Below are 13,975 nucleotides of genomic sequence, written 5' to 3'. Positions count from 1 at the left end.
GCGCCTCCCACAGGGGGACGGTGGGCGGCGCCTGCTTTTGTGGGAGGCCCGACCTCGGGGCGATGCGCTTCGTCGAAGCGTAGGGTGGATGACGGCGCAGCCTCATCCACGCGTCGGGTCGGGCCATGCCTGCGCTGACCGGCCGTGGCCATGCCGCACCGGTCCGCGTGGAAAACGCTGCGCGGTTTTCCACCCTACGTGCTTTTGTGGGACTCGACCTCGGGTGATGCTCTTGGGTTTTGGCAGGCCTGCGGCCTGCATCGCCGCGAGGGCGCGCCTCCCACAACGGCGCGCCGTGCTTCGCTCAGAGCATGCCGCGCTGCGCCAGCAGGTCGACGACCTGCTCGGCCAGGACCTCGGCCGGCTGCTCGCCGGAGGCCAGCCGCAATTCGGGGGCTTCCGGTGGTTCGTAGGGGCTGCCGATGCCGGTGAAGTTCGGCAGCTTGCCGGCCCGAGCCTTGCTGTACAGCCCCTTGGGATCGCGCGCCTCGCAGACATCCAGCGGGCTGTCGACGAAGATTTCGATGAACTCGCCGTCCTCCAGCAGTTCGCGGACCATGCGCCGCTCGCTGCGGAACGGGGAAATGAAACTGGCCAGGGTGATCAGCCCGGCCTCGACCATCAGCTTGGCGACTTCGCCGACGCGGCGGATGTTCTCCACCCGGTCCTCGTCGGTGAAGCCGAGGTCGCGGTTCAGGCCGTGGCGCACGTTGTCGCCGTCCAGCAGCATGGTGCGCTTGCCGAGCGCCTGCAGGCGCTGTTCGACCAGGTCCGCCACCGTCGACTTGCCGGACCCGGACAGCCCGGTGAACCACAGCACGCAGGGCTTCTGCGCGTTGGCGGCGGCGCGGGCGGCCTTGTCCACCTTCATCGCGTGGCGGTGGATGTTCGACGCCCGGCGCAGGCCGAAGGCGATCATGCCGCAGGCCAGCACGCTGCCGCCGGCGCGGTCGAGCAGGGTGAAGCTGCCGGTGGCCGGCTGCTCGGCGCAGGGGTCGAAGGGCACCGCGCGATCCAGCGCCAGGTTGCAGAACGCGAGGTCGTCGCGGCGCAGGCGCTTGGCCGCGACCTGGCCGAGGCTGTCGACCTGGACCCGATGCTTGAGCTCGGTGACCCGCGCGCCGACCCGTGTCTCGCCGATCTGCAGCAGGTAGTCGCGGCCGGGGTAGAGCGGCTGTTCGCCGAGCCAGAGCAGGTGCGCGGCGAACTGGTCGGCGACTTCCGGGCGCGCCTGCGCCGAGGCGATCAGCTCGCCCGGTGACAGTGACGCCGCCGCCTTCAGGGTAAGTTCGACCTGCCGCGCCTGCCCCTTCACCTCGGCGACGCGCGCCGGTCGCGCGTCGGGCAGCAGCACCACCTGGTCGCCCGGCTGCACGCTGCCGCCGAGCAGGCGACCGCTGACCCGGTCCGGCCCCTGGACCTGCCGCACGACCAGGCGCAGCGGCGTCGGCGGCCGCGGCTGCGGGTCGGAGGCCGCCAGCTGCGCCAGCAGGGTCGGGCCCTGGTACCAGGGCAGATTGGGCGACGGCCGACAGAGGTTGTCGCCACCGGCGGCGCTCGCCGGAATGCAGGTCAGCCGGGTGATGCCGAGCTGCTCGGCGTAGTGGCGGTATTGCCGGCGGATGCGGGCGAAGACGTCCTCGCGCCAGCCGACCCGATCCATCTGGTTGATCACCAGCAGCAGTTCGCGCACGCCGAGCAGCGAGGCCAGCAGGGCGCTGCGCCGTCCCAGCGGGTGACGATCCTCGCGGGCATCGACCACCAGCAGCGCCAGGGTCGGCGCGGTGTCGGCCAGTTGTCGGACCCAGTCTTCGGACGCGCTCGCATCGACCGTCTGGAAGGTGCGCCCGTCGATCGCCAGCGACGGCGTCACACCGGTATCCATAGGGGCCGCGCTCCCGGCCAGCAGGTCGTCGAGCAGCGTGGTGGTGCCGGCGCCTTCGGCCCCGCCGGCGACCAGTCGCCACGGCCCAGGGTGCTGTTCGGCACGCGGCGCGCGTACCACCTTTGCCGGGGAAATCGCCATGGGCTGGTCCTCAGGAAGGTTGGGTGGCTCCATCGGCCGGCGCGTCGGCGCCGGACCGTGCGTGATAACCGAAGCGCGCAGCGACCGGCCCGGTGACCTCGGCGATCAGCGCCAGTTCGTCGTCGCTGAATTTCGGCCGGTAGTAGGTCGGCGCGTGCAGGCCGGCGGCACCGCGCTCGAGCGCTTCGGGCGCGATCTCCAGCTCGGCGTGGGCGAAGACCTGGGTGAGGGTTTCGCGCGGCTGTTCGCAGAGGGTCTCGTAGCGCACCACCAGGCAGGCCTCGTTCAGCCGCGAATCGGCCTCCAGGGTGTCGGCGACATGGCGGTAGACCTCCGCCCAGTAGCGCGCCCAGCCCTCGACCTCATGGCCGTCGCGCCACAGCTCGACGACCCGCGCGGTGGCCGCGTCGTCGCCGCAGTTGATCGGCCGCCGATCGAGGCCGAACTCGTAGTGCCCGACCCGGCGCATGTGCTCCAGCGCGCGTGGCTCGGCCCGCTCGCCGGCGACGAAGAGCCTGTGCTGCTTGATCAGCGAGGCGATGTGCCAGACCGGGTCGCGGATCGCCAGGACGAAGCGGGCCTGCGGATACAGACGTTGCAGGTAGCCCAGGCGCACCAGGTTGTAGTTGCCCTTGGCCAGGTAGCGCTGGCGCCCACGCACCGCCAGCAGCTTGCGCAGATGCTCGTCGTAGAAGCGCTCGAAGGCCGGATGGCTGGCCTCGCGGCCGAGCACCGAGCTCTGCCGCGGATCGTGCGTGTCGCGGAAGAAGACCATCCACAGCATTTCCTCGAAGGCCTCGGGGCTCTGCGGGGTGACCACGATGCCGTCCTTGTGCGCGCGCTCCTTGGCCGCGCCCTGGGATTGCGGCACCAGCGACAGCCAGCGATTCCACCAGTAGGGGGTCAGCACCGGCGGGTAGTCGATGTAGCGGTGGCTGGCCACCGCGGGGTGCGCGGCGAGCTGTTCGAGCAGGATGGTGGTGCCGGAGCGGGCGAGACCAGCCACGTACACCGGGCGGTCGACGCGGATGTCGGCGATGGCGTCGTCGACCAGCCGCGTCTCCAGGTTGCCGAGCCTGATCCAGGTCTCCGGCCGGCGGTGGATCCAGCCGCTCAGCAGGTGCATCCAGGTCGGTACGGCGAACTCGCCGCTGTCCTTGGGCGGACGCTCCTGTGCCGTCATTGGATCCTCGCCAGGCGGTAGGTGGTGAGGGAGACGAGGATCATGGTCGGCAGCAGCAAGGCCAGCCAGGAACGCATCCAGGGCGGCCCGAAGGGCAGGTAGGCGCGTTCCGGGAGGCCGATCTCGACGCGCTCGACGCGATCGCCGTCGGGCAGGTAGCCGAGTGGATTGCCCACCAGCCAGTTCCACCAGCGGCGCTGCTCGATGACCGGGATCGGCATGGTCAGCGCGTAGTCCAGCCAGTCGCTGTCGGTCTGCACGCGCACCTTGGGCACCTCGCCGTCGATGATCCACTCGGCGAAGAAGGGCTCGGGCGCCACCACGTTCACCGCCGGCGCCTCGTCGGCCTGGGGATAGTCGTGGCTGTAGGTCTGGTCCAGCCAGTTCAGCAGCGCCAGCAGCGGCAGCATGGAAAACAGCGTCGGCAGGATCACCAGGCCCAGGTGGCGGAACGCCGAGTGGAACTGCCGGCGGATCAGCGGCCCGGCGTCGCTCAGCTCGCCATCGAATTCGTTCAGTTCGCGGCGCGCTTCACGGGCTTCGCGCTTGGCCTTGCCGATGCTCGCCTGCGGCGACAGCAGGCGGTACAGCAGCAGGGTGCCCGCGCTGCCGAGGGCCGCCCAGGCGATCAACCTCAAGGCCGGCGGCAGCGCGAGCGCCATGAGGCCGTCGATCAGGGCGAACAGGGGCGAGGGCAGGTCCAGCAATCCCATGGAGCCTTCCTATCGGTGAGTCAGCGGAGTGGTTCGGTGACGGGGCGATGCGCGGCGACACGGCCGCCGCGATCGCTGCGCAGGTTCAGCCGCGTGGGCCGCCCGTGCCGGTCTTGCGCTCGACGTCCCGCTCGACGGCGGACGGCGCATCGGTTGGCTGGCGCATCTGCACCACCGGCGCATCGGTGTCGGCCGGGCGGGCCTGGGTGGCCTCGCGTTCGGCCTTGCGGCGCCGGCGCATGCGGCGGATCGGCCACATCACCACGTAGAAGACTGCCACGCCGACGGCGGCGACCAGGCCCCACAGTGCGGTCAGCAGGCCCAGGCCGGCGCCGGGGCCGACGTAGGCGTGGGCGGCGGGAGCAAGGCTTGCGCAGAGCGTCATCACGCCCAGGGTCAAGGCGTATCGCTTGGTGTCAGGAGTCATGTTCACCTCTCAGGGCTTGTCGATAACGGCGCGAAAATCCTCGTCGAGGTCCTCGATAGAGAAACGCTGTCCCGATGAGACGATGGGGATGTATTGCTCCTTGTCGCCCCCCCGAACCGGATTGACGAATTCCCAGACGATCTCTCCGTTCGGAGTCACTTCGAAGAGCCGGCCACCATCGGATTCGGTGATGATGTAGTTGCCGTTGGGCAGAGGTTCGGCTGAGCTGCGCACATAGCTTTCGAAGGGGTGCTCATCGTTTCCTTCGTAACTCCAGACAATCGCATGGGTGCCGGGGTTCACTTCCAGTACCCGCGAGATGTTGCCTTCGCGATAGCTGGCAGCGTTGTCGAACAGGGTGAAGTTGCCGTTGGGCAGCACCCGGGCGTCGTGCTGGACGAACCAGGGGCCGCGTGCGACCCAGGTGACCTCGCCGGCCTGCGGGTCGATCAGCGCGACGGTGCTGATGTTGCGGAAGGACACCAGCACCTGGCCCGGGCGCCCCTGCGCCGGGGCGAAGGCCCGAGTCAGCCGTTCGTCGAGATACTGCACGCTGTTGGCGTGCAGCGGGTCGAAGACCGCGTAGCTGGGTGTCTGGTACAGCGGCTCGGCGAAACGCGAGGCGAGGAAGGCCTGGGCCAGCGGCACCTTGCCCAGCTCGCGGCCGGTCTCCAGGTCCAGCGTCACCACGAAGTCGTTCAGCCAGGGCCGCTCGAGCCCGTGCAGGCCGGGGATGTCCTCGTCGGTGAAGTCGTGGGTGAGGGTGACGATGCGGCCGTCGCCGGTGAGGTTGAGGTCGTGGTGGGTCGGGCCGTGGTAGCTCCAGACCAGCTTCGAGTCGCGGTCGATGCGGATCAGGCCGTAGCCCCAGGGGGTGTCGTTGTCGGCGGTGATCACCACCAGCAGGTCGCCGTTGGGCAGCAGCCGCGCCTTGTCCCAGTAGATGCGGTCGTCCGGTCGCGGCGCCCGGCCGCTGGGGCTCTTGTCCCAGATCTCGCGGTAGGGCAGTGCCCAGCGATGGACGACGTTGCCCTGCATGTCGACCAGGTTGGCGTAGGCACCGTCGCCGGAGGTGTAGAGGGTCACGCCCTGGTAGGCCCGCTGCGGATCGTGCAGGGTGACGCCGCGCTCCGGCCGCCGCGCTTCGCGCCACAGGTGCGTCTCGGTGTACAGGTCGGTCTCGGTCAGCTGGATGATGGCCGCGTGCGCCGCCTTGTAGGCATCGTTCAGGTAGTTGTAGGGAAACACCCTGGCGAGCATGGCCAGCGCGCCCGCGATGAAGGCGATGAAGATCACCGCGATGAAGAAGAAGGTGAAACCCGCTCGGTCCGCCTTGTCCATCCGCCCCCCTTGGGTCCGTGTTCTGATGGTGCCGGCCGGTTAGAGCCTGTCCACGATCTGCTGCGCGTCGGCACTGCTGCGTTAAAAACAAGCTCGGAATGCTCATTTACCACTCGTAAACTCCGCTTCCTCGCTTGTTTTTGCCTTGCATCGCTCTAGCTCGCGAGATCGTGAACAGGCTCTTAGGCACCGCTCGGCTTGTTCACCGCGTGGGACTCTCGTGAGCGGGCGTGGTTCGCGCCGGGTATGCGTGCGGTCGCCGGATCGGTTACAGGATGCTGCGCTCGATCGTGCCGTTTGCCGGACCTCAGCGCTGTGCGTGCGTATGAAAGCGCGTGGAAAAGGCTTCGCCGTTTTCCACCCTACGTCCCTACAATCGACCTTTTGCCGGTGCCCCTCATGTCCGAAGCCATACGCCTTTCCAGACGCCTGATCGAACTCACCGGCTGTTCGCGCCGGGAGGCGGAGCTCTATATCGAAGGTGGCTGGGTCACCGTGGACGGCGAGGTGGTCGACGTCCCGCAGTTCAAGGTCGCCGACCAGCGCGTCGAGCTGCTGCCGGGCGCGGTCGCCGAGCCGCTGGCGCCGATCACCCTGCTGCTGAACCTGCCGGCCGGCGCCCGAACAGACCCCGAGGCGCTGCGCGAATTGCTACGACCGGAGACGCGCTGGGCCGAGGACCCGAGCGGGCAGCGCCTGTTGCGCGGCCATTTCGCCCGCCTGACGGCCGAGCTGCCGCTGCAACGGGGCGCCAGCGGCCTGGCGATCTTCACGCAGGACTGGCGCACGCAGCGCAAGCTGAAGGCCGATGCCGGCAAGCTGGAGCAGGAGTACCTCGTCGAGGTCAGCGGACAGCCGATGCCCGACGGCCTCGAGCGGCTCAGGCGCGGACATGTCCACAAGGGCCGCACGCTGCCGCCGTGCAAGGCCAGCTGGCAGAGCGAGAGCCGCCTGCGCCTGCCGTTGAAGAATCCGGCGCCGGGCCTGGTCGAGGCGTTGTGCGCCAGCATCGGCCTGCGCGTCGAGGCGCTGAAGCGGCTGCGCGTCGGCGGTGTGCCGATGGGCAAGCTGCCGGTCGGGCAATGGCGCTACCTCGGCCCCGGCGAGCGCTTCTAGCCTTCGTGGCCGGTCACACCGCGTTGCAACCTGCGGGGCGCGATCCGTCGATTTTCTTCTACTGTTGTGCACTGGGTTAGTTCAGACCGAGGGAGACGGCAATGAGGCAACTGGCTGCAGCGGTGATGGCGGTGTCGATGATCGGGGCGGCGCAGGCCGCGGTGGTGGTCCAGCCGGTCGGCTACGAGATCGACGGTGAGCCCTTCGAGGGCGCGCTGGTCTACGACGACAGCGTGAGCGGGCCGCGTCCGGGCCTGGTGATGGTGCCGAACTGGCTGGGCGTCACCGATCGCGCGGCGGAAAAGGCGGCGCGCGCGGCCGGGCAGAAGTACGTGGTGTTCGTCGCCGACATGTACGGCAAGGCCACCCGTCCGGCCGATGCGAACGAAGCGAAGGCTGCCGCCTCCGCCGTACGCGGCGACCGCCCGCTGATGCGCAAGCGCGCGCAGGCGGCGGTCGATGTGTTCAGGGAGCAGGCCGGCGAGGTGCTCGACGAAGATCGGCTGGCGGCGATCGGCTTCTGCTTCGGCGGCGGCTCGGTGCTGGAACTGGCGCGCTCGGGCGCCGACCTGAAGGCGTTCGTCTCCTTCCACGGCAACCTGGACACGCCGAACCCGGACGACGCCAAGGCCATCAAGGCGCCGGTGCTGGTGCTGCACGGCGCGGACGACCCGTCGGTGCCGAAGGAGCAGGTCGACGCCTTCATCGTCGAGATGCAGGGCGCCGAAGATGTCGACTGGCAGTTCGTCGGCTACGGCGGCGCCGTGCACTCGTTCACCGATCCCTACGCCAACGTGCCGGGGCGCAACGAATACAACCCGACCGTCGCCCGCCGCGCCTTCGCCGCGATGAACGACCTGCTCGACGAAGTGTTCGCGGCGAACTGACTGTCGGGGTCGCACAAACCCTGTTGTGGGAACGGTGTCGACCGCGGACCGGCCTGCACCAGGCCGCGGGCAAACGCCATACTATCCCCCTCTCCCTCCGGGAGAGGGCCGGGGTGAGGGCTTGCGTGCCACGCGTCCCTCATCCGGCCCTGCGGGCCACCTTCTCCCGCGGGGAGAAGGGCGAGACGTGGCGCAGCCTGCCGCTTCGACGAACACTCCGTAGGAGCAGGCTCTGCCTGCGACCAGGGCATGGAGCCCACGGCGCACCCTGCAATCTGCGGTGTGCCGAGGTAGCACGAACCCTGTGGTCTCGACCGCGAACCGGCATGCACCAAGCCGCGGGCAAACGCCATACCATCCCCCTCTCCCTCCGGGAGAGGGCCGGGGTGAGGGCTTGCGTGCAACGCGTCCCTCATCCGGCCCTGCGGGCCACCTTCTCCCGCGGGGAGAAGGGAAAAAGGCGCGGCGCATTCTACATGGCGCCGGCCTAACGACCGCGAAGGAAGCCCTTGCGCCGGCCGCGCGCGGCGGATCAAATGCCGCACAACGTCTGCCACCCACGGAGGGGACCGCCCATGATCGAACGGCGCAACCTGGAAATCCTCGTCGGCTCGCACTTTCCCATCCTCGTCATCGAGACGCACGAGGAGCAGCGCGCGCTCGACCTGTTGCGCGGCATCCTGCTCGAGCGCGGCACCGCGTTCTACACCTGGACGGTGGCGCAGGGGCTCAAGGGCCAGTTGGGCGGCAAGGGCTCGCTGCAGGTGGAGAACCTGCAGCTGCGCGACGCTCCGGCCAGCGACGATACGCTCGACCCGGCCCAGATGCTGGCGCACGTCAACCGCACGTTGAAGAACAGCCTGGTGGTGCTGCTGGATTTCCATCCGTACCTGGACAACCCGGCGATCGTCCGGGCGACCAAGGAAATCGCCCTCGACTTCTACCTCAAGGGCAACCGCCTGGTATTGCTCAGCCATGCCGTCGAGCTGCCGGACGAGATCCGCCGCTACTGCGCGCGCTTCGAGCTGGCCCTGCCGGACCGCAAGCGCATCCGTGAGATGATCGACCAGGAAGCGAGCCTGTGGCGGGCGCGCAACGGCAACGGCCGGGTGCGCGCCGACGCGCAGGCAGTCGAACTGCTGGCGCAGAACCTGGTCGGCCTGACGGTGACCGACGCCACCCGGCTGATCCGCAACGCCATCTACAACGACGGCGCCATCACCCGTAGCGACCTGCCCGGGGTGATGGAGGCCAAGTACGAGCTGGTCGGGCAGAGCGGGGCGCTCTCGTTCGAATACGACACCGCGTCCTTCGGCGAAGTGGGCGGCTTCGGCCGGCTCAAGGCCTGGCTGGAGAAGCGCCGGCTGCCGTTTCTCGACATCCAGGGCTCGGTGATGGACGTGCCCAAGGGCATCCTCCTGGCCGGCGTGCAGGGCAGCGGCAAGAGCCTGGCCGCCAAGGCGATCGCCGGGGCCTGGCAGGTGCCGCTGCTGCGCCTCGACCTGGGCGCGCTCTACAACAAGTACATCGGTGAGTCGGAACGGAACGTGCGCGAGGTGCTGAAGGCAGCCGACGTCATCGCGCCCTGCGTGCTCTGGATCGACGAAATAGAGAAGGGCGTGTCCACCGGCGACAGCGACAACGGCACCTCGCAGCGCATCCTCGGCACGCTGCTGACCTGGATGGCCGAGCGCAAGAGCCGGGTGTTCGTGGTCGCCACCGCCAACCGTATCGAGGCGCTGCCGCCGGAGCTGGTGCGCAAGGGACGGCTGGACGAGATCTTCTTCGTCGACCTGCCGACCCCGGCGGCGCGCGGCGAAATCCTGCGCGCCCACCTGGCCAAGCGTGGCATCGACGGCACCGGCCTCGATCTGGACGCCGCGGTGGCACAGAGCGAGGGCTTTTCCGGCGCGGAGCTGGAGCAGGCGGTGGTCGCCGCCCGCTACGCGGCGCAGGCCGACAGCACGCGCGTCGGTACCGCGCATCTGCTCGAGGAGATAAGGCAGACACGGCCGTTGTCGACGGTCATGGCCGAACAGATCGCCGCCCTGCGCGCCTGGGCGAGTTCGCGGACGGTCCCGGTGGATTGAGATCCACGACCGCCCTCGCGGCGACGCAGGCGCCAACTGATAGGGGCTTCGGCCGAGAGCAGGCGGCGCTGCAGGAGAAGGCGGCTCGCAGCATTGTAGGGTGGGCTTCAGCCCACCATTTGGTCCGATGGTGGGCTGAAGCGGAACGCCGCCCGGCCCACCCAATGAATCGGTTCGCAGTGCATACGGGCCGTGGTCCAGGCTCCGGGGCGGCGTAAAGAGAGCGGGGCAAAGGTGTCTGGAAGGGCGCCGCCGTACGTCGATCTCACCTTGAGCTCGTCAGCACCGTAGGGTGGAAAACGGCGCAGCCTTTTCCACGCGCACCACGCGCCGCTCGGTTACCTCACCGCCCGCCCCATATCGAAGGCCTCGACCACGTCCCGCATGCGTATCCACCAATCATCCTGCCTGTCCGTTGAAGAGGTGTACGCAGCTCGTTTTGGGATTGCAGAGCTGGGGCAGGAGGCGGTGGGTGAGCCAGGCGGTAAAGCGCGGCGCGTAGGCGAAGCGGCCGCAAGCGCTGCCTGAAGCTCGGTGACCAGTGCATCGACCTCACGCTGCGCCCGGACCACCGAGGCGGTTAGCAGCTCGCCACCGATCTCTTGACCCTCGACGGCGATCTGGTGAATGCACGTGATCCCGATGAAACCAAGCGCCGTAACCAGGTTCGGCTCCAGATGGTTCATGTGAGCCATCGCTTCGCCCGGGCCAAAACCGATGCCGCCCCGGGCGGTGAGGATGACTGCATGCCGTGGCCGGTCCGCCAGCAGAGGGACGTAGGGATCGGTCGGGTTGCTCTCGTCGAGGCCGACCGTCCGGCCCAGGCGCACCACCTGGTCGATCCATGCCTTGAGCGCCGCGGGCATTCCGAAGTTGTAAAGGGGCGTCCCGATGACCAGAACATCCGCGGCAACCAGTTCGTCGACCAGTAGATCGCTTTCTGCCAGCGCGTCCCTCATCCAGGGTGCGCGGCGTTCCTCCGGCGTGAAGGCCGAGGCAATCCAGTCATGATTGATGAACGAGGGCGGGTTCTGACCAATGTCCCGGTAGTTGACGTTGTCCTCAGGGTGGCTGGACAGCCACTGGTGACGAAGCGCTGCGTGAGATGGCGGCTGTGGGAACCGTGCGCATCCTGGCCGGCGAGGCCGGGGCGGGCGCTGGCATCGAGGTGTAAAAGGTGCGTCATGTCGAATCTCCGCTCTGTGAAAGAATTCATCTGTAATTCGCGACAGAGTCAGCCTAGGGTTAGGCTCTACAGGCGACAAACGACGATTGCTTCCTTATACAGATGAGGAAAACTCAGCCATGGCGCATCGACGCCTACCCTCGCTTTCCGCATTGCGGGCCTTCGAAGCGGCCGCCCGCCATGAGAGCGCCAAGCAGGCGGCGGACGAGTTGGCCGTCACCGCCACGGCCATCAGCCACCAGATTCGTTCGCTGGAGGAATCGCTCGGCGTTGCGCTCTTCCTGCGCAAACCGCGCAAGCTCGAGCTGACCGCCAAGGGGCGCGAACTACAACAGGTACTGGAAACGGCCTTCGACAGCATCGCCACAACGGTCGAACGCCTGAGCACGGCGCCCTGTCGCCAGGCGATCACCCTCAGCACCACGCCGGCCGTGGCGGTGCGCTGGCTGGTGCCCTGGGTCTGCATGCTGCGGGAGTCCCATCCGGCCATCGATCTGCGCTTCCACACCTCGCACGAGCCGGTTTCGCTGGACGGCGTCACGGCCGACATGGCGATCCGCTACGGCGACGGCCGCTGGCCGGGCCTGGTGGCGGAGAAGCTGTTCGATAACACCTTCGTCCCGGCCTGCAGCCCGCACCTGGGCTTGCACGATGTAGCCGAGCTACCCAAGCACCCCCTGATTCACTTCCGCCCGCAGGGTGCGGCCTCCGCCCCGATCCATTGGGCGGCGTGGCAGAAACAGGCCAACGTGCCGGGGCTGGACGTCAGCGCCGGGCTGGTCTTCTCCGACGAAACCCACGCCATCTCAGCCGCCATCGGCGCACAGGGCGTCGCCCTGATGAGCCGTCAGCTGATCGAGGACGAGCTGAGGGAAGGGCGGCTGGTGCAGCCGTTCGGGCCGGAGATGGAAGGCAAGCCGTTTCACCTCGTGTATCCGGAGAGCCGTCGGGATAATCCGACGGTGCGGGCGGTGAGGGAGTGGGTGATGGCGGTGCCGGGAGGGTTGTGTAAGGCGACGAGGTGACGCGTATCCAGCTATTAATCAAGTCTTGCTAGGAAACTAAGAGTTTGTAGCTGAGCATGTAGGAATTGGTTGCAATGATAGAGGGGCTTGGTGTGTTTAGGAAGGTTTTTGATGGTGCATTATGTTTGGCGCTTCTAACGGGTCTTTTGTTCTGTGCAGGTACCGCAAAAAGACATGGATATTTTTTGACACTTAGCTTGGATTCTGATGTTCTCGGAGTAGAGTCGGCGGCAGTGTTGTATAGCGGACTTATTATTTCTTACGTGCCTGTTTTTATTTTTGCACTAGTAGGCTGTTGTCTCGTGTTTTTGTATGCTTATGTTGTACTTCCGGCATATGTGGATTATGCGCGCGCTTCTTTTGTGCGTAAGAGGAAGATTGCAAGATTAAAGAAAAGATGCTTCGGAAAGAGGAAGGATTCTCTGGCAGAAAAGAAGGCGAAAGGTTTGGCAATCAGGCTTGCTGGTTTTCTAGTGATGCTTCTTATTCTCTTGTTTTTTTTGGCGGCGATGGAGAAGGACGGGAAACGGCAGGCGCTAGAGCTCTTATCGATGATTGAGAGAGGTGAGCCTACTGATCGTGTCATGGTGATGATCCCTGGTTGGGATATTGGACATGTTTTGCTCGCATGCGGAGCAAGAAACTGTGCAGCCTTAAACCCTTTGACTATGGGCGTTAATTACTTCCCGCAGGACCAAGGGTTCTCGTATGTCCTAGAGCCTCGGTCGCAACGGTAGCCTCCATTTCTGTTCAGCAGGCGGTGCGCACATTGTTCATTTTTGCTCCATCGCTTCGATGGCCGGCCACAAGGGCCATCCCATGGTCTCTCTACGCAAAGAGAGAGTCCTACCGATCGCTTGGTACTTGATGTCGGACGAGCAGATCGCTCTGGCGGTCGCGCAGGTTGACCGTGAAGAAATAAGTCGCGCCCGGTACACGGGCGCGGCGGTAGCGGGACATGGCAGCTCATCCTTGAGCAGCGTGTTGGCGGCGAGCGTGTCACGGTGGACAAGCAGAGCGTTGTCCACCCTACATCACCGCACCCGCTCGTTCCGCCAACACATCGGCATTGCCGGCAGGGTGGAAAACGGCGCAGCCTTATCCACACGCTCCACGCGCCGCCCGGTTACCTCACCGCCTGCCCCACGTCGAAGGCCTCGACCACGTCCCGCATGCGTATCCACCAATCATCCTGCCAGTCCAGGATCTGCAGCTGGCGGCCGAAGAGGTGCACACAGCTCGTTTTGGGGTTGCAGAGCTGGGGCAGGAGGCGGTGGGTGAGCCAGGTGGTAAAGCGCGGCGCGTAGGCGGAGCGGCTGGCGAAGGCCAGGCGATAGACGTTTTCCAGGTCCAGTCGGGGCTTGGGTTGATCGCCTTCGCCGAAGCTCAGGCCTTCCACGCGGCAGTATTGGTGAATGGCAAGTGCGCCATCGGAATAGTCCAGCAGGCAGGCGACTTCATTGCCGTCGAACCAGAGCCGACCGTCAGGTTCATGGTGAACGGAAAGACGCATTCCCTCGAAGCGAGGGTGATGGGGAGTTGGCATATCCTTTTACCTCTGTGTGAACAGCTTTCTTAGGGCTGGGTGCCGGGAGCTAAGAAACCCCACACAGAGGGCCGGACGTATTCCCCTGCGGTGGTTCAATTCCCGCGGACACCTCGATAGGTGGAAAATCCACTGAAACGAGGAGTCATTCATGAGCCGTAAACGTCGATCCTTCGATGTCAGCTTCAAGCTGCAAGTCGTCCAGATGATCAAGGATCAGGGCCTGAGCGTTGCGCAGGTCTGTCGAGACATGAACCTGGGGGAAACGGCTGTGCGCCGTTGGCTCCAACAGTATGAGGCCGAGCTCTCGGGGCAACCTGGAATCGGCAAGCCTTTGACGCCGGAGCAGCAACGAATCCGCCAGCTTGAGGCGGAGCTTCGCCAACTGAAGCAGGACAACGAACTGCTAAAAAAGGCCTCGGCCTTCTTTGCCCG

11 protein-coding genes and 3 pseudogenes are annotated in these 13,975 nt (G+C 66.5%); 6 read left to right on the top strand and 8 right to left on the bottom strand.

The annotated features are described in order from the left end of the window. Window positions 1-304: 304 nt before the first annotated feature. The 5 genes from cysC to H610_RS23595 form a co-directional block, all read right to left on the bottom strand. Window positions 305-2,026, bottom strand: coding sequence for an adenylyl-sulfate kinase (gene cysC, locus H610_RS0108580; protein ID WP_051231618.1), 1,722 nt, complete (start codon window positions 2,024-2,026; stop codon window positions 305-307). A gap of 10 nt (window positions 2,027-2,036) precedes the next feature. After that, entirely contained in the window at window positions 2,037-3,209 is a 1,173-nt protein-coding gene (locus H610_RS23605) for a sulfotransferase (RefSeq protein WP_043238124.1), read from the bottom strand. Beyond that, entirely contained in the window at window positions 3,206-3,922 is a 717-nt protein-coding gene (locus H610_RS0108570; protein WP_028239271.1) for a hypothetical protein, read from the bottom strand. The genes H610_RS23605 and H610_RS0108570 overlap by 4 nt, the downstream gene beginning before the upstream one ends. An 85-nt stretch (window positions 3,923-4,007) precedes the next feature. Next, window positions 4,008-4,349, bottom strand: a complete 342-nt coding sequence (locus tag H610_RS25860) for a hypothetical protein (protein WP_201768357.1) — start codon at window positions 4,347-4,349, stop codon at window positions 4,008-4,010. Between the two features lie 9 nt (window positions 4,350-4,358). Continuing rightward, window positions 4,359-5,690, bottom strand: a complete 1,332-nt coding sequence (locus H610_RS23595; RefSeq protein ID WP_051231616.1) for an arylsulfotransferase family protein — start codon at window positions 5,688-5,690, stop codon at window positions 4,359-4,361. 399 nt (window positions 5,691-6,089) lie between these two features. Here H610_RS23595 and H610_RS0108555 point away from each other — a divergent pair, with 399 nt between their 5' ends. From H610_RS0108555 to H610_RS0108545, 3 genes are all read left to right on the top strand, one after another. Then, window positions 6,090-6,806, top strand: coding sequence for an rRNA pseudouridine synthase (locus tag H610_RS0108555; protein WP_028239270.1), 717 nt, complete (start codon window positions 6,090-6,092; stop codon window positions 6,804-6,806). 125 nt (window positions 6,807-6,931) lie between these two features. Further along, on the top strand, window positions 6,932-7,693 hold the full coding sequence (locus H610_RS0108550; RefSeq protein ID WP_028239269.1) for a dienelactone hydrolase family protein: 762 nt from the start codon (window positions 6,932-6,934) through the stop codon (window positions 7,691-7,693). Between the two features lie 575 nt (window positions 7,694-8,268). Beyond that, window positions 8,269-9,783, top strand: a complete 1,515-nt coding sequence (locus H610_RS0108545) for an AAA family ATPase (protein WP_028239268.1) — start codon at window positions 8,269-8,271, stop codon at window positions 9,781-9,783. A 500-nt stretch (window positions 9,784-10,283) separates the two neighbouring features. On the opposite strand, the pseudogene H610_RS23590 reads toward H610_RS0108545, so the two are convergent. Then, window positions 10,284-10,969: pseudogene (locus H610_RS23590) on the bottom strand (FMN-dependent NADH-azoreductase); the annotation flags it as partial. Window positions 10,970-11,088: 119 nt separating this feature from the next. Between H610_RS23590 and H610_RS0108535 the strand changes: the two are divergent. Together H610_RS0108535 and H610_RS25440 are read left to right on the top strand one after the other, a co-directional pair. Next, window positions 11,089-11,994, top strand: coding sequence for a LysR substrate-binding domain-containing protein (locus H610_RS0108535; protein ID WP_028239267.1), 906 nt, complete (start codon window positions 11,089-11,091; stop codon window positions 11,992-11,994). Window positions 11,995-12,068: 74 nt separating this feature from the next. Beyond that, complete coding sequence (locus H610_RS25440; protein WP_152529076.1) at window positions 12,069-12,731, top strand: hypothetical protein; 663 nt, start codon at window positions 12,069-12,071, stop codon at window positions 12,729-12,731. A 130-nt stretch (window positions 12,732-12,861) separates the two neighbouring features. On the opposite strand, the pseudogene H610_RS25855 reads toward H610_RS25440, so the two are convergent. Continuing rightward, window positions 12,862-12,954 (bottom strand): annotated as a pseudogene (locus H610_RS25855) (REP-associated tyrosine transposase); the annotation flags it as partial. A 166-nt stretch (window positions 12,955-13,120) separates the two neighbouring features. Then, entirely contained in the window at window positions 13,121-13,540 is a 420-nt protein-coding gene (locus H610_RS23585) for a BRO family protein (protein ID WP_084166413.1), read from the bottom strand. 151 nt (window positions 13,541-13,691) lie between these two features. Here H610_RS23585 and H610_RS0108525 point away from each other — a divergent pair. Beyond that, window positions 13,692-13,975, top strand: a pseudogene (locus H610_RS0108525) (transposase); the annotation flags it as partial.

The organism is Stutzerimonas azotifigens DSM 17556, from assembly GCF_000425625.1.
In the GTDB taxonomy this organism is placed as follows: Bacteria; Pseudomonadota; Gammaproteobacteria; order Pseudomonadales; family Pseudomonadaceae; genus Stutzerimonas; species Stutzerimonas azotifigens.
The sequence above is the reverse complement of the archived record's forward strand: the minus strand, read 5'-3'. Positions and strand labels throughout refer to the sequence as shown.